Source organism: Candidatus Gromoviella agglomerans (genome assembly GCF_021065005.1).
Lineage (GTDB): Bacteria > Pseudomonadota > Alphaproteobacteria > CAJXXZ01.
This window is the reverse complement of the sequence record NZ_CP069247.1, coordinates 503,576-527,396: the sequence shown is the minus strand read 5'-3', so window position 1 is coordinate 527,396 and position 23,821 is coordinate 503,576. Positions and strand designations below refer to the sequence as shown.

Genomic DNA, 23,821 nt, shown 5'->3' with positions numbered 1-23,821 from the left:
ATTACCTCCTAAACCAACATTCCACTATCCAAAATACTAACAACTTTGGCACATACAGACAATTTATTCGCCGCCATCTCAAGAGCAGCTTTAGCAGAATCAAACTCAACGCCATCTATCTCAAATATAATTGTACCAGGCTTAACTCTACACACCCACCTATCAATATCACCTTTTCCCTTACCCATACGCACTTCTGCAGGCTTTCCAGAAACAGCGATATCAGGAAAAATCCTTATCCACAAACGACCAGAGCGAGCAATTTTTTTTACAGCCATTCTGGCAGACTCTATTTCTCTAGAAGTGACTCTCCCAGGCGTAAGAGCTTTTAATCCATAACACCCACTAACACCAGACTTTACAGAGCCTACTCCATAACTCAAGGTCGCTCCTTTTGTATTAATTCCGTGAATTCGGCCTTTCATAAATTTTCTATATTTTGTCTTCTTTGGAAAAAACATATCACCACCCCTAACTCAACCTTCTATCGTACGCTGAAGGATTATACGAACTAACATCAGAGAAATAAACCCAAACTTTAACTCCAATCGTACCATACGCAGTCTTAGCAACAGATTCCGAGTAGTTTATATCAGCTCGAAGAGTATGTAAAGGCACAGAGCCATACGAAACCTTTTCAGAACGAGCAATATCAGCTCCACCAAGACGCCCGGAACAAATTATCTTTATACCACGAGCTCCAGCTTTCACAGCCAACTGCATAGCCCTCTTCATAACTCGCCGAAAAGATGCACGCTTCTCCAATTGACGAGCAATTCCAGCAGAAATTGCAACAACATCAAGATCTGGAGTCGAAATTTCAATAACACTAATGCTAATATCATCACCTGGAGCATAAAAACTCACAACAGGAAGAAGCTTTTTATGTAAAGATTCGATTTGAGATCCCTTTTTACCCAAAAGCATAGACGCCCTACTTGACCTAATAGTTATGACAAGTTTTTTAGGCATCTTCTCTATAAAAATATCTGAAACAACGCCAGAAGGAAAATGCTGAATAACAATATCACGAATTCTCAAGTCACGAGCCAAAAACTTAGAATAATCAACCTTACTAACAAACCACCTTGAATTCCAAGTATGATTCACACCCAATCTAAAACTAATTGGATTTACCTTTTGTCCCATATCAAACCTCCGTACCTCCAATAACAACTCTCATATAGCACTGAATCTTAGTTCGAGTACCAGTTTTTCCACGCCCCTTAAACTCAACCCTCTTAGCACAAGTTCCTCTTCCGACAGTAGCCTCAACTATATATAAATCCCCACGATAATCTCTATTTTGCAAAGAGTTCGATGCAGCAGATTTAACCAATTTATATAGATAAGAAGCAGCTCTTCTAGGACACCTCCCAAGTAAAGAAAGAGCATTCTTTACAGGCAACCCACGAACTAACGACATAACTTCATTGGCCTTTCTAGGAGACATAAAAACCCCTCTCAAGACTGCCTTTCCCAAGACAGGCAATTTATACAATAAAACCTTCTCAGGCTTTTCAACAACAGAATTTACACTCATCAAAACCCTCCATCATTTAGCCTTTCTAGTCGCTTTTTTATCACCAGAATGGCCTCTTTTAAAATTTCTAGTAGGCGAAAACTCACCCAATTTATGCCCAATCATACTTTCATTCACATGAACAGGGACATGAGACTTACCATTATGGACCATAAATGTCAAACCGACAAAAGATGGAATAATTGTAGACCTTCTAGACCACGTCTTAATCACTTTATCACCACCTCTTTTTAAACGCCTCAACAAAGAAACATCCACAAAAGGCCCTTTCCAAACAGAACGAGACATAAAATCACCCCCTCTTCAACAACTTATTGAGCTTTGGCTTCTTACTAGATCTAGTCTTAGTACCCTTTCTCAAACCACTTCTACTACAAGGATGACGACCACCTGAAGATTTACCTTCACCACCACCCAACGGGTGATCAACTGGATTCATTGCAACTGCCCTAACTCTAGGACGAATCCCCATCCAACGTTTACGACCAGCTTTAGACAAATATGTATTTTTGTTATCAGAATTAGATAACACTCCAATCGTAACCATACAATCCTTCTGAATCATCTTAGACTCTCCAGAAGAGAGCTTAATCATCACAAAATCACCTTCATTAGCCACAACCACAGCAAAAGAACCAGCAGCACGAGCAATTTGTCCACCTTTTCCAACTTTTAACTCAACGTTATGAACATGCAAACCGATAGGAACTCGATAAATTGGCATTGAATTTCCTGGAGATATAGACACAGAATTATCAACCGAAGAAATAATACGATCCCCAATACTGATACCAGCCGGAGCTAAAATATAAGCAAATCTTGATTTTTTTCTAACATCAGAATCACTCAAAGTGTCAACCTCATATTCAATAAGAGCAATGTAAGAGGTTCTATGAGGATCATACTCTATCCTCTTAACGAGAGCAGAAACATCTGCCATAGATCTCCTAATAAAATCAACAATTCTCAGAACTTTTCTGTGACCACCACCTATATATTTCGCTGTCAGTCTACCAAGTGAATTTCTTCCACCAGTCTTATTAACACCAAAAGACAAAGATTTCATCGGCCCTTCACGCCAAATATCTTTTTTATTGACCAAAACCAAACCTCTTTGACTAGAAGTTGTGGGATTAAAAATTTTCAATGCACACATAATCTCTCCAACACAAATTAAAACCTAGTTCCAGACACATCTATTTGCTTCCCACCAAAAAAAGCAATAGCCTTCTTAAATCTACTTGGCCGAGAAGTCAAAGCAACGGGAGATTGTCTTTTGCGAAGATTTACTTTTTCCTTACAACGCATAACATTCAACTTTGTGACTGATTCTCCATATATAAGACTAAGAGCATTCTTTATTTGAACCTTATTAGCAAAATCATTCACCAAGAATGTATAATAAAACCTAGACTCTCTAGCAATAGCCTTTTCTCCACCTAAGCAAGAGATTACCACATTCATTATAGACGACATGCAACCCTCCCAACCAACAAATCTAAACTGCATTTAGTAAATACCACATTTTTAAACTTTAATAAATCAAAAACAGTCAAAAAATTTATGTGAACAAAATTAACAAATGAAAAATTCCTAACCTTTTTAATAAAATCCACTGGAAAATTATCATCAAAAACAATCAAACAGCCATCACAAAACGTAGTACCAAAAGACTTTTTATCAAAATTAGTAACACCTAAAATAAAATCAAAATCGTTTAACACATAAACCTGAGAATTAGAAAAAACATAACGCGCAGCATGAAGAAACGCTAACTCTCGTTCTTTTTTAGAAAAGTTAATAGCAAAAGTTTTCGAATATTTATATCCACCAAAAACGACCGCACCTCCGCGCCAAATAGAAGACCTTATCGATCCATGCCTAGCACGACCTGTACCCTTTTGTTTATAAGGCTTCTTACCACCACCACTAACATCTGCATAACTTTTAGTTTTTGAAACTCCCAAATGGCTCCTATATTCATTTAATCTGACAGCAGAAGACAAATGCCTCATATCAATAGCAAAAGGTTCATCAAAAACAGGAAAATCGACAAAATCATCACAATTTCCAGTAACAAAATCAACAACTCTTAATTTCATTTTTGCACCTCAATCTTTACTCGACCATACTTCTTAATAGCAGGCCTCAACTTCAAAGAAGAAGAGGGAAAGCCAGGCACAGCACCCTTAATCACAAACATACAATCATCAAATACAGATAAAAATTCCAAACTTTGAACTGTTACATTTTCACAACCATAATGACCAGCCATCTTCTTATTCTTAAAAACACGACCAGGATCTTGACGACAACCAGTCGAACCATGACTTCTATGAGACAAAGAAACACCATGAGTAGCACGCAATCCATGAAAATTATGACGCTTCATACTACCAGTAAAACCCCGCCCCTTAGTCTTACCTCTTATATCAAAAAACTTGTACTCCTTCAAAAAATCTATCTGATCAGCACCTAGTGCAGAAAGATCCAAGATAGTACAAGGAATAAAAACTCCATAATCAGACAAAAACCTCGTCATTCCAACTTTTTTTGCAACTAAATACATAAAAACCTCCACAATAAAAATCAATACTCACTCTTAATTTGAATCATTTCAATAAAAACACCAGACGGAACAGGAATATCCATCATAGCATTAATAGTTTTAGAAGAAGAACCAAGCACATCAATCAATCTTTTATGAGTGACTATTTTAAAATGCTCTCTAGACTTTTTATCGACATGCGGACCACGAAGAACGCAAAATCTTTCCGTAGAATTAGGCAAAGGAACAGGCCCCCTTATCATAGCACCATTATCAAAAACAACTTCAGATATCATAGACGCAGCGCTATCCAATAAACGATAATCATAAGATTTAAGAATTAAACGAAATTTTTGCTCCATAACAAACCTACTTAACTATCTCAGAAACTACACCAGAACCTACAGTTCTACCACCTTCACGAATAGCAAAACGCATTCCCTTTTCCATCGCAACAGGAGAAATTAATCTCACACACAAATGCACATTATCTCCAGGCATGACCATAGCCTTGGGGTCGCCCGAAGATCCAGAAGAAATATCAGCATCAGTCAAAATAGCAAATATTTCACCAGTAACATCCGTAGTTCTAAAATAAAACTGAGGACGATAATCTACGAAAAAAGGACTATGACGACCACCCTCTTCCTTAGTCAAAACATAACAAGCCGCACGAAATTCAAAATGTGGAGAAACACTATTAGGCTTACAAACAACTTGACCTCTCTCAACATCTTCCTTGCCAATACCTCGCAATAAAAGACCAACATTGTCTCCAGCACGACCTTCATCCAATTCTTTTCGAAACATTTCAACACCAGTCACCGTTGAAGATTTGGATTTTTCAGCCTCACATAAACCAACAATCTGCACAGGCTCACCAACCTTCACAATCCCCCTCTCAATTCTACCAGTAACAACCGTTCCTCTGCCAGGGATTGAAAAGACATCCTCAACAGGCATAAGAAAAGGAGCATCAATTGGCCTTTCCGGAACAGGAATAGTCTCATCTACAGCAGACAATAATTTCGAAACAGATTCTAAATAAATTTCATCACCCTCAAGCGCTTTTAGAGCAGATCCACGAATTATAGGAGTAGCATCACCATCAAAATCATAAGAAGACAAAAGCTCTCGAATTTCACTTTCAACAAGCTCTATCATGTCATCATCATCAACCATATCACATTTATTCAAAAAAACCACAATCGCTGGAACACCAACCTGACGAGCCAATAATATATGCTCTCGAGTTTGGGGCATAGGACCATCAGTCGCCGCAACAACCAATATAGCTCCATCCATTTGCGCCGCACCAGTTATCATATTCTTGATGTAATCAGCGTGACCAGGACAATCAACATGAGCATAATGACGATTCTTAGTTTCATACTCAACATGAGCAGTATTGATAGTAATACCCCTAGCTTTCTCTTCAGGAGCAGAGTCAATATCAGCATACTTTCTAGCCTCACCCATTCCAAATTTAGAACAATAATGAGTAATAGCAGCAGTTAAAGTCGTCTTTCCATGATCAACGTGACCAATAGTACCAATGTTAACGTGAGGCTTGTTACGCTCAAACTTCCCAGTAGCCATAATTCCTAATCTCCAACAAAAAACACAAAACAGTTACGCTTTTATACAACAAATTAAGCGTTTTATCAATCCAAATAATGCTTTTTATAACAAATAAAAACAATTTTTTTATCAAAACAAAAGATGACATCATGAAATGCCACAAAAACAAAAAAAACAAGTAGTTAAAAACTAAATAAATCAGAATTAACAAAATACAATAGCTATAATAGAAAAAACTTACAAAAAAAATAAACTTAATAGCATAAAACAAAAAAAATCGCACACCATCACAAAATCACTTAGTGTCAACTGCCTCTCTCAATTTAACCAATACACCCTCAGGAGTCTTAGAATAATCAGCAAAAGTCATAGAATAACTGGCCCTGCCTTGAGTCATACCTCTAAGTTGCGTGATGTAACCAAACATTTCACTCAACGGGACTCGAGCAAAAACAACACTAACTCCAGCATAAGGAGAAGAATTAGATGAAATTATTCCACGCCTACTACTCAAATCACCCATAACAGAGCCAACAAACTCATCCGGAGTAGTAACTTCAACATTCATTATAGGCTCGAGCAAAATCATTCCGGACTCCTCCATAGCCTCCTTAAATGCATATCTAGCAGCAATCTGAAAGGCATTTGCACTTGAATCAACCGAATGAGTGTCTCCATCAATTAACTCAACTTTAATATTAACCACAGGATAACCAAGCAATCGACCATTTTCCATAGCTTCTACTATACCTTTTTCCACAGAAGCGATGTACTCTTTTGGAATAACTCCACCAACAATCTTATCAACAAAAACAAATTCATCATCACTTGTCGGAGAAACCACAATCGTCAATTTAGCATATTGACCAGCCCCTCCAGTTTGTTTTTTATGCAAATATTCCTTAGTAACAGAATTAACAATCGTCTCTTTATACGAAACTTTGGGAGAAGAGATTTTAACCTCACAACCAAATTCTCTCTTCAATCTATCAACAATAATATCTAGATGCAACTCACCCATACCAACAATCACAGTGCCAGAACCATCAGATTTAACACTAAGAGAAGGATCCTCAGCAAGCAATTTCGACAAGCCATCAGACATCTTGGTCTGATCTGCATCACTCATAGGAGTAATTTTTTGCTCAATAACACCTTGCATTTTTTCAATACTTTCAAGTAGCAATGGATTTGAAATATCACACAAAGTGTGACCAGTTGAAGATTTCCTCAAACCTATTGCAGCAACTATATCACCAGCACTGGCAGAATTTACGTCTTCACGAGAGTTCGCATGCAACAAGACTAATCGACCAATTCTTTCTTCATCACCAGTCGAAGAATTTAAGACTTTCATTCCAGAAGAAATTTTTCCAGAATAGATTCTTATGTAAGTCAAAACACCAAACTGATCGTTTGTAACCTTAAAAACCAATCCACAGAAAGGCAAATCACACAAATTATCTCGATCACTACTTAAATACTTCTCTGCATCATTTGGAAAAATTTTATCTCTAGGAACATCAACAGGAGAAGGCAAATACATAACTACTGCATCCAAAACCTGCTGAACTCCTTTATTTTTCAGAGCAGATCCACACAACACAGGAGAAATCGCCATTTTTAAAGTACCAATTCTTATACACTTAACGATATCATCATTTGACAAGTCACCATCAGCAAAATATTTATCCATACACTCATCATCGTACTCTGCGATAGCATCAACCATCTCATGTCGCTTCTTTTTAGCCTCATTTAACATGTCTGAAGGAATATCGAGAATTTCAAACATCTCTCCTTTTGCATCCAAACCACCCCATTTATAGAATTTCATAGCAATCAAATCTATCATTCCAACAAAATCAGACTCTGAGCCAACCGGCATTTGCAATGGGACAGGTGTCATTCTCAATCTATCCCTTATCATATTCACACATCTGTCGAAATTTGCACCCTGACGATCAAGCTTATTAACAAAACATATTCTCGGTACTCGATATTTATTAGCTTGCCTCCAAACAGTTTCAGATTGAGGCTCAACACCAGCAACTCCATCAAATACTGTCACAGCACCATCCAAAACACGTAAAGACCTCTCCACCTCTATAGTAAAATCGACGTGACCAGGAGTATCTATAATATTTATTCTGTGCTTAACATCATTTAAAGACCAAAAACAAGTAGTAGCAGCGGAAGTAATCGTAATACCTCTCTCTTGCTCCTGAATCATCCAATCCATGGTTGCTTTACCATCGTGCACTTCACCAATTTTGTGACTTTTTCCAGTAAAATACAAAACTCTCTCCGTAAAAGTTGTCTTACCCGCATCAATATGGGCCATAATTCCAATATTTCTGTACTTATCAATAAAAACGTTATTAGACATACAATTCTCCAAAAATTACCAACGAAATCGCGCAAAAGCCCTGTTAGCTTCTGCCATTTTCGTAGTATCTTCTCTCTTTTTAATAGCAGATCCTCTATTAAAATACGCATCTAGCAATTCTATCGAAAGCCTTTTCATCATTGGCATTCCACCTCTTTTGCGAGCAAATCCAATAATCCAACGGATTGCAAGCGCTTCAGATCTGCGAACATCAACAAGAACTGGAACTTGATATGTAGCTCCACCAACTCTTTTGGACTTAACTTCAATCGTAGGTCTGACATTTCTAATGGCAGATGTAAATATATCGACATCACTTTTACCTTCAAAATCATCAACTCCACTCTTTCTCACTTCTTTGACCATTGCATCAATAGCTTCATAAACAATTTTCTCTGCTATAAATCTCTTACCCTCCCACATAACGCAATTAATAAATTTAGCCAATAAAACATCACCATACTTATAATCCGGTGATATTTCACGCCTATTAGCTCTAGCACGACGAGACATAATTATTTCCCTCCTATAATCTCAATATATTATTTTTTTGTTACAGTTTTAGCAATTTTCGCTCCATATCTAGAACGCCCCTGAGACCTATTTTTGACTCCAGCAGCATCAAGAACACCTCTAACAATGCTAAAATTCACTCCAGACAAATCTTTAGGCCCACCACCACGAATCAAAACCTTACTATGCTCCTGTAGATTATGTCCCATACCAGGAATATAAACTGTAGCTTCAACTCCATGAGACATACGAACACGAGCAACTTTTCTTATAGCAGAGTTAGGCTTACGAGGAGTAGTAGTAAAAACTCTTGTACAAACAGCAGATCTCTGTGGAGCTCCGCGCAAACTCACAAGCGGAGTACCTTCTTTCTTAGGAGATCTACCCTTCCTAACCAGTTGATTTATAGTAGGCATCAATAAAAAACAAAAAAACACATGGAATAGTATCTATCAAGATATTATAAAAAATCAATAGCAAATTTAGTTTTAAAATGTAAATAAGCATCAAAAACGTGCACCAGCAATTTCTAAAATCATGCATAATTACTTTGAGTTTAAGCAAAAAATCAGTATCTGACATATAAAAAAACTAAAAACACAGTTATCTTAACAAAACAAAATCACTAGAGAATTGAATCAATGTAAATCCATATTAAATTTTTTCATTTTCTTAGATCTAGTAACTCCTCCAGTACCAGCAAATATTAACTTGCCCGCTATAGATGCAGCTTTATTACTTCTTAATAAATCAACCATATTATTTATGGCAGCTTCAGTAATTATAGGTATAGGAGCTCTAAAAGATGCCGCCGACATAAAAGAATCACTTGCCAGAGAAGCTTTTGTGATACCATCTAATCTACGCACACCAACAGGAGGCCTTTTGCCCTCTTCTAACATTGCCTTACGAACATTAATATAGTTATGAAAACTAATGACACTATTTTCCATATATTCAGAATCACCAGGGTCTACAATGTTCACTCTTAGTAGCATTTGCCGCACCATTACTTCAAAATGCTTATTACTTATCTTTATTCCTTGCATTCTGTAGACATCTTGAATCTCATTGATTAAATAATCAGCAAATTTCTCAACTCCCAATATAGCTAATATATCATGCAGAGAAGCCTCTCCATCGGTTATCAAATCTCCTGCACGAACCTTATCTCCATTTTGAACCATAATCTTTCTACTACGTGGAATGAAATAACTATCACGCTCTCCATCCATAGTATTTACATATACTATATTTCCAACCTTAAGATCATAATCAATAGATATTGAACCATTTCTAGCAACCATCACACCAACTTCTTTTTGCTTTTTAACTTCAAATAATTCAGAGACTCTCTGCAAACCATCAGTAATATCTTTAGATTTTAACATCTCTTTAGGCAAACGAGCCAAAACATCACCAACAGAAACAACATCTCCATCAGAAACTTGCAAAACAGATCTCGGCAGAACAGAATAAGACACTTCAGATCCATCTTCCAATTTTACAACAATAGATGGAGAAATTTTATCACCCTTAGATAGGGTCTTCCAATCCAAGACAGAAACAACCGATATACCTGTAACATCATCGACAATTTCCTTCAAAGAGACACCATCAATCAAATGTCTAAACACTACAGTTCCACTAAATTCAGAGATAAGAGGGGTTGCATAAGGATCCCATGAAGCTAAAACATCATTAGCTAACACTTGTTGGCCATCCTTAATATTCATTAATGAACCATAAGGCACCTTATACCTCGCAACCTCATCTCCAAATTCATCAATAAGAACGATATAACTAGATGTACCAACAGAAATTGTATTATATTCAGACTCAATAAATCTACAATTATCAAACACAGCCTTTCCCCCAACAGATGCAATAATCGCAGATTCTCCCGTATCTGCCTGAGCCAAACCACCCGCTTGAAAGTTACGCATGGTAAGCTGAGTACCAGGCTCACTTATAGATTGCGCAGCTACAATTCCAACAGATTCATACATATCAACAATGTGAGACTTAGCCAAATCCAATCCATAACACATTTTGCACACACTTCCATCTTTAGAGCCACAAACCAAAGGTGACCTAACCCACACAGCATCAACATACATTGAAATTTTTGCAGCCAACTCTTCAGAAATATACTCATTTCTACTACAAATAACCTCTCCACTTTTAGAGACCACATCTTTTGCAGTAAATCTACCAAATATTGCCTCAAACAATGAAACTATGGTCTCTCCCCCTCGCTTAACAGCTCGAACATAAATACCTTCTTCACAACCACAATCTTCTTCGCAAATTATACAATCTTGAGCAACATCAACTAATCTTCTAGTCAAGTAACCAGCATTCGCTGTTTTGAAAGCTGTATCCATCAAACCTTTTCTACCACCATGAGTAGAAATAAAATATTCAATCACGGTCAAACCCTCTATAAAAGAATGCACAACTGGCACTTCAATAACCTCATCTTTGGTATCAGTCATCATACCCCTAATAGCACAAAGTTGACGAATTTGCCCTTCAGAACCTCTTGCTCCAGAAGCACTTATAACATGTATATTGTTAAAGAACCCATCATTTTCAGCTTTTATTTTTTTCATCAGAGATCCATACAAAACCTCAGTCGCCTTAGACCAAGCCGCAAGAACTTTGTTATACCTTTCAGAATCAGTAAGTAATCCATTTATAAATTGCTCTCTATATTGAGAGACCATTGCCTCAGTTTGAGCAACAACTTCTTGCTTATCAGTTGGCACAATCATATCTTTCATACAAAAAGAAATTCCTGACATAGTAGCATAATAAAAACCTAAATCTTTTAATATATCTGCAATCTTAACTATACAACTATCTGGTACTTTCTTAGCAATATCAGTAAAAAACAACTTTATCGTTTTAGACGAAAAGACAAAATTCACATTATCAAAAGACAACAATCCAGAACTCACTTCATCAAGTTCAGTTTCAAATGCATGAAATAGAACACACCTACCAGGAGTTGTAACAACAAATCTAGGCCTACTTAAAGATAATCTCAGAATAATTTTCTGATGCATATAAACAACTTTAGAATTTAATGCAGAAATTACATCAGAAACAGACGCAAATCTTTGACAATCCTTATCATTAGAATCAGGATTCACCATGTAAGTCAAGTAATATAAACCTAAAATCATATCTTTGGTAGGTACTATAGAAAATGAACCATTTGCAGGGCTCCTAATATTTTTAGAAGACATCAACAAAACTCTAGCTTCAATCTGAGCCTCAATAGACAAAGGAACATGAACCGCCATTTGATCTCCATCGAAATCAGCATTGAAAGCACTACAAACTAATGGATGCAATTTTATTGCCTTTCCATCTGTAAGCACAACCTCAAACGCTTGAATACTCTGCCTATGCAAGGTTGGAGCACGATTTAAAAGAACTGGATGGCCAGAAACGACTTCTTCAAGCACATCCCAAACTTCACTAGCCCCAACTTCAATCATCTTTTTCGCACTTTGCAAAGTCTGAGCATACCCATGCCGACGTAGCATATTTAACACAAAAGGTTTAAATAACTCTATTGCCATCTCTTTGGGCAACCCACATTGATGAAGCTTCAAATCATGCCCTACAACAATTACAGACCTACCAGAATAATCAACTCTTTTACCAAGTAAATTTTGCCTAAAACGACCCTGTTTCCCACGAAAAGAGTCAGATAAAGACTTCAAAGGCCGCTTATTCATCCCCAAAATTGGACGAGGCCTTCTACTATTGTCAAACAGAGCATCAACTGACTCTTGTAACATTCTCCTCTCGTTTCGAATAATTATGTCTGGGGCTCTTAAATCAATCAACCTACGAAGACGATTATTTCTATTAATAACTCTTCTATACAAATCATTCAAATCAGAAACTGCAAATCTACCACCATCTAAAGGCACTAACGGCCTCAAGTCAGGTGGCAAAACTGGCAAAACATCTATCATCATCCATTCTGGTTTATTTCCACTGCGAATAAAAGATTCCACCATATCCAATCTCTTCATCGCCTTCTTTTTCTTTATATCAGAATTCGTAGCAGATATTTCATGCAACAACGCATCACGCTCAGCCAGCAAATCCAAAGATGACAACATATTTTTTATAGCCTCAGCTCCAATAAAAGCTACAAACTCATCTCCTGTTTCTTCGCATTGATTTACTTCTTCTAAATATTCTTCTTCAGAAAGAAGTTGATTTTTTTCAAGAGCTGTAGTGCCAGGGTCAACCACAACATATTTCTCAAAATAAAGGATAGCATCCAATTCCTTCATAGACATACCCAAAAGAGTAGCAACTCTACTAGGAACTGACTTTGTGAACCATATATGAGCTACAGGCGAAGCCAAATCGATATGACCCATTCGAAATCTACGAACTTTTGATAAACAAACCTCCACTCCGCATTTTTCACAAACCACACCTACTGACTTGCCAGCATATCTACTGCGTTTATATTTTCCGCATATACACTCATAATCTCTCACAGGACCAAATATGCGACAACAAAACAAACCATCTCTTTCAGGCTTGCCAGTCCTATAGTTTATAGTCTCTGGACGCTTAACTTCTCCACTAGACCATGACCGTATCATATCCGGACTAGCTATTGATAATGATATAGCATCAAAATTTTCAAACATTGAATCTACATCTGCAACTCTATTAGATCCCTTAAAATTAAACATATTCATACCAACCTCATCAAAATTAAAGAATTAACGTAATCACTATTCATCATCAGTTGTTGAACCAAAATCACGAGCAACCGCAGTTTCATCAGATTCATCTGAAATGACATCACTCACATCGAACACCTTCTCAGAATCAGAAATATGACCTTCATCTGAAGATTTGCTATCAAAAAACTTACAAGAATAACGAGAACTATCATTCATAAACTTCATAGAATAAGCATCATCGGCCGAATGCAAATGAGGATATATACACAAAGCTTCCAGCTCTTTGCACAAAACTTGAAACGCAGCAGAAGTACTAGAACCAGCTTTATGAGAATGCTGTCCCTCTATAATTCCAGAATAGATACGACCTCGGCCTTCAACAGAATCAGATTTATCTGTCAACATCTCTCGCAAAATATAAGCAGCTCCATAACCTTCAAGAGCCCAAACTTCCATTTCTCCAAGTCTTTGACCTCCAAACTGAGCCTTTCCACCAAGAGGTTGCTGCGTCACCAAACTGTACCCTCCAACAGAACGAGCATGAATCTTATCTTCAACCAAATGGTGCAACTTTAAATAATGCATTACTCCAACAGTGACTGGACGGTCAAATTTCTCTCCAATTCTTCCATCAAATAACTCATGCTCTCCACTTGCATCAACTCCAAGAACATTAGCCAATTGCTTTATATCTTCATTTGAGACTCCATCAAATATCGGAGAAGCAATATGCATACCACGTGATAATCCAGTTGCAAAAAGAATCACTTCATCATCAGTCATACCATCAACAGAAAAACCACGCACAAAACAACCATCTCTAATCACGTCACAAGAATACAATTTTAGTAAGAACTCTCTCAATTTAGAACAATCAAAGACCTCTTGAACAGATATTTCACACAAAAATTGACGAATAACTTCACCAACTTTTAACAAAAGACCACCAAATACAGTCTCAACAATCTGCCCTATATTCATACGAGAAGGCACACCCGTAGGAGTAACAGCTATATCAATAGGAGTCCCATCACTAAGATAAGGCATATCTTCAACTGGTAAAATACACGCAACAACACCCTTATTTCCATGACGACCAGCCATTTTATCTCCAACCATCAAACGCCGCTTCGTCATCAAAGTAAATCGAACCTTAATAGAGCCAGAAGGCAAATCATCCCCCCTCAAAATTCCACTACGATCCTCATCATACTTATTTTCTAGAGCCACAAACTCTTTCTTATACAAATCGACAACAGAGTCAATTTCTTTTTTATGAAGCTTATTAGTCGATGAAATAAGAAAAAACTTCTTTAAATCAACCATTTCATTTAGCAAAGACTCTGTCAACTTAACTTTATTTACATATAAATCATAGCCCTTCTCAATCAAAGTCCTAAAAAAATGCCTCAAGCCAAAAACAAAAAAAGTACAATCATCTTTAAATTTTTTCTCAAGCTCATCAAGTCTTTTCCTTTCCATAAACAGCACAGAAGAATCCTTTTCCTGACCACCTTTTACAAAATACTCAACATTCACAACAGTTGCATTCCTCACACCTGGGGGCACTCGCAAAGACAAATCTTTAACATCATGAGCGACATCACCAAAAAGCGCTTTTAATAACCTCTCTTCAGGTAAAGATCTATAACCCATAACATTTCTACTGACTTTACCAGCCAAAATATCACCAGTATTGACCACACTTCCAACACGAGCCAAACCAAATTCATTTAAATGCACAAGCTTTCCGGAAGCCACATTTGGAACATTTCTGGTAAATTCTTCTTCCACTCCCTTTGAATTAGAAACTTTGCACTCATACTGAGACAAATGACACGACGTAAAAGCATCAGCAACTTTATCTGACACAACAATAGCATCTTCGAAATTCATTCCATGCAAAGAAACAAAAGCAACCAACAAATCTCTTCCAAGAGCCAACTCACCAGCATTAATTGCCGGGCCAGTAGAAATAACCTGTCCAGATTTTACAAAATCACCAACACTAACGAAAGGCTTTTGATTAACGCAAGTTCCAGCATTTGACTTCTGAAATTTCCTCAGATAATAGACATCAACTCCTGAAAAATCACTTCTATTAACAACAATCACACTTCCATCAACCTTAACCACATATCCATCAAAATTAGCTCGCACGACAGCCCCAGACTCTCTAGCAACATAAGCTTCATATCCTGTACCAATTAATGCCTCTTGAGGGTTCAAAAGTGGAACAGCCTGCCTCTGCATGTTTGCCCCCATCAAAGCCCTATGCGCATCATCTTTCTCAACAAACGGAATAAGCGAAGTTGCAACAGAGAACCCTTGAACCGAACTTACATCGCATAAAGTGACTTCATCAGCAGATACAAGAACATAATCTGGACCACTTCTAACAACAACTTCTGTTTTTTTTTCTCGATCATTCAACAAATCTGTAGCCTGAGCAATTTTATGACCAGACTCTTGACCTGCCGTGAGATGAACACAATTTCGATCAACCACTCCACTCACCACAGGATGATAAGGCGTTCTCAAAAACCCATGTTTATCAACATTAGCAAACATCGCGAGCGACACAACCAACCCCAAATTCGGCCCTTCCGGCGTTTCAGCAGGACATATCTTACCATATTGAGTATAATGCACATCGCGAGCTTCAATTCCAGCACTCCTATCTCGAGAGATAGCTCCATGACCAAGAGCAGACAACCTTCTTTTATGACTAACCTCAGAAAGTGGATTGGTCTGATCCATAAATTGCGATAATTGACTCAATAAAAGACAATCTCTGAGAGGAATATCCAAAAATTTAACACTAACAAGATCAGAAGGCATAACCGTAGACGGATCAGACGCATTCAAAGCATCTACCATACTTCGCTCAACACGACCAAAGCTCAAAACACACTGATTTAAAAACAATTCACCAACAGATCTAACCCTTCTACAAAGCAAACTATCGACATCATCAATATTTTCATTTCCAGCGATGACGTTTATTAACATCTTAACAACTTTTATTAAACACGCAGGAGTCAATACATGCACATCATCATCAACATTCAAACACAAACGCTCATTTAATTTTGCTCTACCCACAGATGTGAGATCATAACGCATAGAATCAAAAAATAAACCATAGAAAAACGATCTCGCTCCATCAAAAGACGGAGTATCACCAGGCCGAATTGCCCTATACACATCACAAATAGCATCTACTGGCAAAACATTCTTATCAGCAAGAATTGTATTCATCATATGAGGAGACTTATTAACTTCACAACTAAAAATAATAGTCAAACTTCCAACATTAGTATCTCGAAAAACTGAGAGCATATCAGAAGAAATCATGTCACCAGCTTTAGCAATACACTCACCAGTAGCCATATCAAAAACATCTGAAACAAGATAAGAATTTATCAAAAAAGACTCATCAATTTCGACACTTGAACTATCACGACTAGCATATTCAATAGACAAAGAATCAACCACCCTTCCTTTTTTAAAAAGCACATTCCCAGTCTGCAAATTCACGAAATCATTACTCATGATACAACCTTCAAATGTAGAGAAATCAGAATTAACAAGCCAATTATCACCAACTCTTGAAATTTTCTTCACTCCATAGAAAAATGCCAACAATTTAAATTTATCAAGCTCAATCGCACTATCCGAATCATGATTTGAAGACAAAAAATCACACGATTCTGCAGGCAAATTCAAACTTAGCAAATGAGATCTCTTTAATAAATCATTTAAAGAAAGCAAAAAAGTGCTAGCAAGAACCTTTCTTTTTTTATCAATTCTAGCAAAAATCATACTCTTAGCATCTTCAAAATCAATCCAAGACCCCCTATAAGGAATGATCTTAGCATAATAAGAAGAATGCCTATCCTTTAAACCGTCAGAACCAAAAATCACTCCAGGAGAACGATGAATCTGTGAAACTATCACCCTTTCAACGCCATTTACAATAAAAGAACCATTCCTCACCATGCATGGCATTTCTCCCATATATATCTCTTCTGGTCTAACAAACTCCTCGCCCTCATTCTTATACACAATCTCAAAAGTAGCAAATATTGGCACAGAATAAGTCAATTCTCTTTTGATACACTCTTCAGGAGAGAATCTATGAATTCCAAAACGATAATGCAAATACCTCAATTGCAACGACTTCGAAGAATTGTACAAAGGGAAAAACCTTCGCAAAGACAAAGACAAATCACCTTCAAACTCATTACTTCCCATAAATCTAAAGTAAGATTCTTCTTGAACAGACAGTAGGGAATTATCAGGAAAAACAATAGGCAAGCGAGAAAAAGACCTACGAGTCACACAACGACCGCGAACAGGACGATCATTACAAAATCCGATCTTCATATGTAACACTTAATACAATTATTTCAATTCGACAGAAGCGCCAGCCTCTTCAAGCTTACTCTTCAAAGCATCAGCATCAATCTTAGATACCCCTGTCTTAATTACACCTAATCCCTCTACCAAATCCTTAGCCTCCTTCAAGCCCAAACCTGTCAATTCTCTAACAACTTTTATCAACTCGATTTTCTTAGCTCCCACTGAAGTTAACTTCACATCAAAAGAAGACTTCTCTTCTTGAGAAGGCATCGCAGCAGCTGAAGGAGCCGACATAGAAACAGCTGAGACCCCCCAAGCCTCTTCCATTTTTTTGCACAACAAAGCCGCCTCTTCAATACTTAACTTAGACAAATTATCCAATATATCATTCAACCTTTCCGACACAAATTCCTCCCAAAGTAAAAAAAACGTAAAAACATTCACAATCACGGTGATTTTATACCACACAAATAACAAATGCAATATAAACTCAGGATTTTTTTACACTTTCATAATCCAAACAACAATCAAAATATTAAATTAAAAATTAATGAAAAATAGTAAATATTACCGCAAATTTAAGGCAATAAAAGATTGTAAAAAACAACCAACATCATATCAAAGCACTCATAGATCATGAAAAACAATTCTTAAAAAATCATCACAAATTCACACAAATCTTCATGCACAAATTCATAAAATCACAACCTCATAGACAAATCCACACAAATCAAATATTAAGACCTTTTAGCCAATGCATTCATAATACACGCAAGTTTAGATCCAACCGAAGACAAGCAAGATATCATTTTAGATCTAGCATCATCAATAGAAACAACATTTCCGATACACTCAATCTCAGCCGCGTCTAAAACTCCGCTTGTAGATATTCCACCCAACACAAAACTCACTTTTGTCGATTTTAAGAATTCATTCAAAATCCTAGAAATCGCTGCAGAATCATTTCCAAAAATCATAAAAATGGAGTTAGACAAAAATTTCATCAAATCTGAATATTTATCACCAAAACGACTCAAAGCAATAGAAGCCAAAGTGTTCTTAGAAAAAAGAACAGCAGCACCAACTTCTCTCAATTTTCTACGCAAAACAAAAATTTCAGAAAAAACCAAGCCATTATTTGATAATATAACGAAGAAAGAATTTTCACTAAGCATTCTTTCAAAATTATTAACAAATTCTTTTTTTTCCAACTTATTCATTTTACACCCCCACAAACCGTAGACAAATCTATCTTAACAGAAGGCCCCATCGTTGAAGAGACAAACGCACTCAAAATATACGAACTTCCCTTCAAAGTCGCTGGACGCATACGAACAACTTCATCAAAAAAAGCAGAAGCATTCGCAACCAAATCATCAACAGAAAACCTCACTCGCCCAATAGAACAGTGCAACGCTCCTTGCTTGTCATTTTTGTAACGTATCACTCCAGACTTAGCGCGCTTGACAGCATTTAACAAATCATCCTCTTTTTCAAAAATTGTCCCCATTTTTACATCTGGCATAAGACCTTTTGGCCCCAAAATTTTAGCAACCTTCGAGAGTTGAGACATTGCACTCTTCATCGCAAAACATATGTCAAAAGAAATAGCCCCACTCTGAATATCAGACACCAAATCATCAAATCCGACATAAGCCGCACCAGCCGCCTTAAAATCATTTGACGACAACCCTTTTCCCACAACAGCCATCACCAAATCCCTTCCAATTCCAGCAGGAGGAAAAAGCGAACCTTTCACAACTTGCGTAGAAATCTTTGGATCAATAGCCAAACGGACATTCAAATCAACAGACTCATTAAAATTCGCAAAAGCCATATCTTTCACACACGAAAAAGCATCTTTCATAGATACAGCACTCGAAGGCAACGAAGCGCACGCAGTAACGAATTTTTTCCCCATTTTTTTCATACACCCTCCAAAATACCAGGCGCCAACAAAACACCCATCGACATAGCAGAACCAGCTATAATCCTAAAACCACCAGTTCGATCATAACAATTCAAATCATCTTTCTTTTTGTCAAAAATATTTTCCATATCCTCAAGGTCTAGAACACCAACCACAGATTTTCCAGGAGCACGAGCTCCCTTAAGCGGCCCATCAGCAGAAGAAACCTTAGAAGTAGCAACCTTTTTTGCACCCTTCTTCACCTGCACATCTTCCTCCACAACATTCTTCACACCTTTCTTCGTCAACGCCTCCTTTATCAAAAACGACACTGACGGAGATTTTATATCAAAAACAAAACTTTTATCATCATAAACAGTAACAACACAAGGCAATTCGATGCCTTTTTCATAACCAGCAACACGCTCTTCAAAAGCCTTGCAAAACATAGGAATATTAGCACCGTGCGCACCCAAACGAGGCGCAACAACAGCAGTAAGAGCTGTACCAGTAACCAACCTCAAACGCAAAACAGCCTTGATATTTTTCTTTACAGCCATTAATCCTCCTTAACTTTCTCAACTTGATCAAAAGCAACCTCCAAAGGAGTTGACTGACCAAAAACAAAAACAGACACCTTTAAAGAACATTTTTCCATCATAACATCCTCCACAGTCCCAACAAAAGAAGTAAAAGGACCATCACAAATTCTAACTCGCTCCCCAACAACAAAAGCACTTACAGACGACGACGCGATATCATTTAGCCTACCAATCATAGAGTTAATCTCTTTATCAGAAACTGGCATTGGAGCCTCTCCACCCAAAAACGAAGTAGACTTATTTATGGATGATATCGCAGACAAAACATCATCATTAAGATCCATCTTGATAAAAACATAACCAGGTAGCGCTCCTCTCTCTTTTTCTAAAAGAGCTCCCTTAACAACCTCAACAACCTTTTCCCTAGGTGCAAAAATTTCGCCAATTCCCGAAACTCCCCCATCTCTCACAGCTTCCATCTCACGCACAAAACGCTTCTCTTGACCAGCATAAACTTTTAAAACATACCATTTCATCCCCATAAGAGCCTCTTAAGAACGCAATACAAAGGAAAACTTACACAATATAACATAAAATTCCAAAAAGAAAAACACTTTTTATAACTATCAATCAAGTAAAAATGCCACAAACTTCGAGAGCAAAAGATCAACAAAGAAAAAAAATACCATAAACACAAACATCATCAAAAAAACTATAGAGGCATGAGCGTAAACCTCTTTTTTTGAAGGCCAACTGATCTTACTTATCTCCATAAGTGAAGATTTTATAAAAACAATCAGAGAAGACAAAACACTCACAATAAATCACTGGATAATAATTACACATTATTTCATAAAACAACCATAATATAAATATCTACAATAAAAAAACAGGAGAGAAGGGACTCGAACCCCCAACACTCGGTTTTGGAGACCGATGCTCTACCAATTGAACTACTCTCCTAAAAGCAAAGAGCGGGTGATGGGAATCGAACCCACATCAACAGCTTGGAAGGCTGAGGTTCTACCATTGAACTACACCCGCGGAAATTTGGAGGGGGCAGGATTTGAACCTACGTAGGAATTAACCGACAGATTTACAGTCTGTTGCTTTTGACCGCTCAGCCACCCCTCCTCATCACGATTTGGATTATCACAGCATTTTTCAAAAAAATCAATAGAAAAACTCAATAACATAAAAAGAACTAAAGAATTTATACAAATAATTTCAACTCAAAAGCAAATACCATTTTAACATAATTTGAGTAAGCTATTCATCAAATTTACAATACATTAGATGATCATGCACATCTCATATATAATCAAATTTAAAAAAACAATCCACAAAATACAAAACAAACTGATATAGCAACACTGGACAAACTTTGTAGCACAAAATTTTTCAAAAAAAACAATTTTATTATCATAAGGTCAATTAAAAAAACGCAAAATCTTCAAAAATTGAAAGATTTTCCACATCCACAACCACCTTTTTCATTTGGATTATTAAATACGAACCCCTCACTTAACAAACCAACATTGTAATCCACTTCACAGCTATTTACAAACGAACTGATCGAAGAATCGACATAAAACTTAACTCCATTCAGCTCAAACACCAGATCATTTTCATCAATTTCCTTCACCACCGACATATCATAACTCATTCCGGAACAACCATACCTCTTCATAGAAAGACGCAACTCTCCACTTTTCGATAGATCGAGAATTTTTCGAATCGCCACATCAGTAAAAAACAACTTAACATCTCTATTAATCGAAATCAGCTCCATTTTGCCTCCTAAACCTTCTTTAACGCAGCTAGAGACTTCCTTTTTTGCTTATAATCCTCCACAGCCTCCTTTATTGCCTCTTCAGCAAGGACAGAACAATGACTTTTTATTTTCGGCAACTGCAAATCAGATGCTATATCAGTATTTTTGATTGAAAGCACGTCATCAATATGCCTGCCCATTAGCAATTCAGTCACAAGCGAGCTAGAAGCAATAGCAGACCCACAACCAAAAGTCTTAAAAACAACATCATTTATCATTCCAGTCTCTGAATCAACCATAATCTGCAATTTCATAACATCACCACATGCGGGAGCTCCAACTATTCCAGTGCCAACGTTCATATCATTTTTATCAAAAGACCCGACATTTCTGGGATTCTCGTAGTGATCAATCACTTTCTTACTGTAAGTCATAATAAAAAAAAACACAACACAAAGGATTATAGACACATATCAATCAAAAAAAACACTATTAAGTATAAATTGAATTTACAGCAATTTTTAAAGCAATCAAATTAATTAAATCAGCAGAAGAAAAACCCACTCCTTGATTAATATAAACGAGAGTACCGCCATCAACTGAAACAGCTTCACTATGAGACTTATCTCGAATAAAATGATCTCGACAATCGTATTGCAGTCTCAATTGCTCCAACAATCTTGAAGGATCGCTTTTCAAATTCATAAGCTTATCTATCAAAGACTTATGGGCAGTTGCATCACTCGACAAAGGGACAAAAACTCTCAACACTCCCGCATCTTTCAAAGATAAAAAAATCATACTGTCAATGTCATTTATTGAAGACATTGCTTTACGAACTAAAAGTCTAATACTATCTATCTCATTTTTAAAAACAGCAAAAAACAAAAGAGCATTTTTACGACTCACACCAATATTAGCACAAGATCCCAAAATTAAGTCAAAATCCCTTCCAGTAGCAGAAATAACAAAATCACGCACATCTCTGTATTTGACCTCACGCGAATTAGCGTAGAGATTAAGCATATTTAATATACTCGCACGAATTTTTTTATGTACATTAATCATATCAGAATCAGTTACTCCGAATATATTTTTAAATAACAAGCACATCTGTTCTACATCGCTATTACACACAACAACATTATGAATAGTACGAACGTACTGATCGGAAATTCCCCAAGAAAAATGAACAAAAAAGAGAGAAAAAATAAAAGCAATAAAGAACATACACACTCACTAAGAGGCTATAGCATTAAAAGAAGATACAATATAATCCCTTATAACACCAGCAATAACATCGGGCGTATCGGATGAAAATCCACCACTTAACTTACAGTGCTCAAGCTTTATCGGAGAGTTAATGGATGTTTTTTGAACAAACTTAGACACTTCACTCGTACATTGCAAAGACTCACCTTCAGAAACAGGAGCATCAATAATTATTCCAGAACAAGGACATGGAGCCAAAAAAGAGAAATCGCTAGTCTTAATAGGAGGATTAATTGCTATAAATCTATCAAATTCCGGTCTCCTCATTAAAAGCTGCATTCCGACCCAAGCACCATCATTGACTCCAATGACAAAACACTTTGAAGCGTATGGATTCAGAGAGCGCAACCTAGACCAGCAAAAAACAGCATTCATAAGATCTCGATTAGTGGATCTAGCTTCCATAACCAAAACATTAAAATGCAATCCACGCAAAGTATTTACAATAGAATTCTGAACAGAATCATTTACACGATGAACCAGAAACAAAACAAGAGGAGAGTAAGAAGAAGACCTTAAATACTTACACCTAACCTTATCTCCGTTTTCTACTGTAATACTCAATATTTGCACAACAAACTTCAAAAAGAAATGCTGAATTGTACCATTAAAATTTTCATTATTCTATAACATGTTCAAAAATTTCAATCATAAA

Annotated in this window: 25 protein-coding genes and 3 tRNA genes; all 28 read right to left on the bottom strand. The window is 36.8% G+C overall.

Features of this window, described 5'->3' with window-relative positions; genetic code table 11:
* Nucleotides 1-8: 8 nt before the first annotated feature.
* Nucleotides 9-461: a 50S ribosomal protein L16 gene (gene rplP, locus Gromo_RS02330; RefSeq protein ID WP_231158853.1), complete on the bottom strand. Its 453-nt coding sequence runs from the start codon at nt 459-461 to the stop codon at nt 9-11.
* A 10-nt stretch (nt 462-471) separates the two neighbouring features.
* Nucleotides 472-1,149 (bottom strand): 30S ribosomal protein S3, encoded by a 678-nt coding sequence (gene rpsC / locus Gromo_RS02325; RefSeq protein WP_231158852.1) that lies wholly within the window; start codon nt 1,147-1,149, stop codon nt 472-474.
* Nucleotide 1,150: 1 nt separating this feature from the next.
* The gene (locus tag Gromo_RS02320; protein WP_231158851.1) at nt 1,151-1,543 is read right to left on the bottom strand and encodes an uL22m family ribosomal protein; all 393 of its coding nucleotides are present in this window, start codon (nt 1,541-1,543) and stop codon (nt 1,151-1,153) included.
* Between the two features lie 12 nt (nt 1,544-1,555).
* Entirely contained in the window at nt 1,556-1,831 is a 276-nt protein-coding gene (gene rpsS / locus Gromo_RS02315) for a 30S ribosomal protein S19 (protein WP_231158850.1), read from the bottom strand.
* A gap of 4 nt (nt 1,832-1,835) precedes the next feature.
* Nucleotides 1,836-2,699 (bottom strand): 50S ribosomal protein L2, encoded by an 864-nt coding sequence (rplB, locus tag Gromo_RS02310; RefSeq protein WP_231158849.1) that lies wholly within the window; start codon nt 2,697-2,699, stop codon nt 1,836-1,838.
* A gap of 17 nt (nt 2,700-2,716) precedes the next feature.
* Nucleotides 2,717-3,019, bottom strand: coding sequence for a 50S ribosomal protein L23 (gene rplW / locus Gromo_RS02305; protein ID WP_231158848.1), 303 nt, complete (start codon nt 3,017-3,019; stop codon nt 2,717-2,719).
* Nucleotides 3,007-3,645, bottom strand: a complete 639-nt coding sequence (gene rplD / locus Gromo_RS02300) for a 50S ribosomal protein L4 (protein WP_274381151.1) — start codon at nt 3,643-3,645, stop codon at nt 3,007-3,009. The genes rplW and rplD overlap by 13 nt, the downstream gene beginning before the upstream one ends.
* Entirely contained in the window at nt 3,642-4,112 is a 471-nt protein-coding gene (locus Gromo_RS02295; protein ID WP_231158847.1) for a large ribosomal subunit protein uL3, read from the bottom strand. Before Gromo_RS02295 ends, rplD begins: the two co-directional genes overlap by 4 nt.
* 20 nt (nt 4,113-4,132) lie before the next feature.
* The gene (rpsJ, locus tag Gromo_RS02290; RefSeq protein ID WP_231158846.1) at nt 4,133-4,453 is read right to left on the bottom strand and encodes a 30S ribosomal protein S10; all 321 of its coding nucleotides are present in this window, start codon (nt 4,451-4,453) and stop codon (nt 4,133-4,135) included.
* A gap of 7 nt (nt 4,454-4,460) precedes the next feature.
* Entirely contained in the window at nt 4,461-5,690 is a 1,230-nt protein-coding gene (tuf, locus tag Gromo_RS02285; RefSeq protein ID WP_231158845.1) for an elongation factor Tu, read from the bottom strand.
* Nucleotides 5,691-5,967: 277 nt separating this feature from the next.
* The gene (gene fusA / locus Gromo_RS02280; RefSeq protein WP_231158844.1) at nt 5,968-8,061 is read right to left on the bottom strand and encodes an elongation factor G; all 2,094 of its coding nucleotides are present in this window, start codon (nt 8,059-8,061) and stop codon (nt 5,968-5,970) included.
* A gap of 15 nt (nt 8,062-8,076) precedes the next feature.
* On the bottom strand, nt 8,077-8,574 hold the full coding sequence (rpsG, locus tag Gromo_RS02275) for a 30S ribosomal protein S7 (protein WP_231158843.1): 498 nt from the start codon (nt 8,572-8,574) through the stop codon (nt 8,077-8,079).
* A gap of 29 nt (nt 8,575-8,603) precedes the next feature.
* A complete protein-coding gene (gene rpsL, locus Gromo_RS02270) occupies nt 8,604-8,990 on the bottom strand; it encodes a 30S ribosomal protein S12 (protein WP_231158842.1) in 387 nt (128 codons plus the stop codon).
* 222 nt (nt 8,991-9,212) lie between these two features.
* On the bottom strand, nt 9,213-13,310 hold the full coding sequence (gene rpoC / locus Gromo_RS02265) for a DNA-directed RNA polymerase subunit beta' (protein ID WP_420797326.1): 4,098 nt from the start codon (nt 13,308-13,310) through the stop codon (nt 9,213-9,215).
* A gap of 42 nt (nt 13,311-13,352) precedes the next feature.
* Nucleotides 13,353-17,693 (bottom strand): DNA-directed RNA polymerase subunit beta, encoded by a 4,341-nt coding sequence (rpoB, locus tag Gromo_RS02260; RefSeq protein ID WP_231158840.1) that lies wholly within the window; start codon nt 17,691-17,693, stop codon nt 13,353-13,355.
* A gap of 18 nt (nt 17,694-17,711) precedes the next feature.
* The gene (rplL, locus tag Gromo_RS02255) at nt 17,712-18,074 is read right to left on the bottom strand and encodes a 50S ribosomal protein L7/L12 (RefSeq protein ID WP_231158839.1); all 363 of its coding nucleotides are present in this window, start codon (nt 18,072-18,074) and stop codon (nt 17,712-17,714) included.
* A gap of 332 nt (nt 18,075-18,406) precedes the next feature.
* Nucleotides 18,407-18,889 (bottom strand): 50S ribosomal protein L10, encoded by a 483-nt coding sequence (locus Gromo_RS02250; RefSeq protein WP_231158838.1) that lies wholly within the window; start codon nt 18,887-18,889, stop codon nt 18,407-18,409.
* On the bottom strand, nt 18,886-19,599 hold the full coding sequence (gene rplA / locus Gromo_RS02245) for a 50S ribosomal protein L1 (protein WP_231158837.1): 714 nt from the start codon (nt 19,597-19,599) through the stop codon (nt 18,886-18,888). The genes Gromo_RS02250 and rplA overlap by 4 nt, the downstream gene beginning before the upstream one ends.
* Nucleotides 19,596-20,138, bottom strand: coding sequence for an uL11 family ribosomal protein (locus tag Gromo_RS02240; protein ID WP_231158836.1), 543 nt, complete (start codon nt 20,136-20,138; stop codon nt 19,596-19,598). Before Gromo_RS02240 ends, rplA begins: the two co-directional genes overlap by 4 nt.
* Nucleotides 20,138-20,662: a transcription termination/antitermination protein NusG gene (gene nusG / locus Gromo_RS02235; protein WP_231158835.1), complete on the bottom strand. Its 525-nt coding sequence runs from the start codon at nt 20,660-20,662 to the stop codon at nt 20,138-20,140. Before nusG ends, Gromo_RS02240 begins: the two co-directional genes overlap by 1 nt.
* 84 nt (nt 20,663-20,746) lie before the next feature.
* Nucleotides 20,747-20,938, bottom strand: coding sequence for a preprotein translocase subunit SecE (gene secE, locus Gromo_RS02685; protein WP_420797322.1), 192 nt, complete (start codon nt 20,936-20,938; stop codon nt 20,747-20,749).
* Nucleotides 20,939-21,010: 72 nt separating this feature from the next.
* Nucleotides 21,011-21,083 (bottom strand) — tRNA-Trp (locus Gromo_RS02230).
* Nucleotides 21,084-21,093: 10 nt separating this feature from the next.
* Nucleotides 21,094-21,164: transfer RNA gene (locus tag Gromo_RS02225), tRNA-Gly, on the bottom strand.
* A 7-nt stretch (nt 21,165-21,171) separates the two neighbouring features.
* Nucleotides 21,172-21,254, bottom strand: a tRNA-Tyr gene (locus Gromo_RS02220).
* 319 nt (nt 21,255-21,573) lie between these two features.
* Nucleotides 21,574-21,912, bottom strand: a complete 339-nt coding sequence (locus Gromo_RS02215; protein ID WP_231158834.1) for a HesB/IscA family protein — start codon at nt 21,910-21,912, stop codon at nt 21,574-21,576.
* Between the two features lie 8 nt (nt 21,913-21,920).
* Nucleotides 21,921-22,328 carry a Fe-S cluster assembly scaffold IscU gene (gene iscU, locus Gromo_RS02210; protein WP_231158833.1) on the bottom strand — a complete coding sequence of 136 codons (408 nt, stop codon included), beginning with the start codon at nt 22,326-22,328 and terminating at the stop codon, nt 21,921-21,923.
* A 58-nt stretch (nt 22,329-22,386) separates the two neighbouring features.
* On the bottom strand, nt 22,387-23,124 hold the full coding sequence (locus Gromo_RS02205; RefSeq protein WP_231158832.1) for a hypothetical protein: 738 nt from the start codon (nt 23,122-23,124) through the stop codon (nt 22,387-22,389).
* A gap of 9 nt (nt 23,125-23,133) precedes the next feature.
* Nucleotides 23,134-23,739: an alpha/beta hydrolase gene (locus Gromo_RS02200; RefSeq protein ID WP_231158831.1), complete on the bottom strand. Its 606-nt coding sequence runs from the start codon at nt 23,737-23,739 to the stop codon at nt 23,134-23,136.
* Nucleotides 23,740-23,821 lie beyond the last annotated feature (82 nt).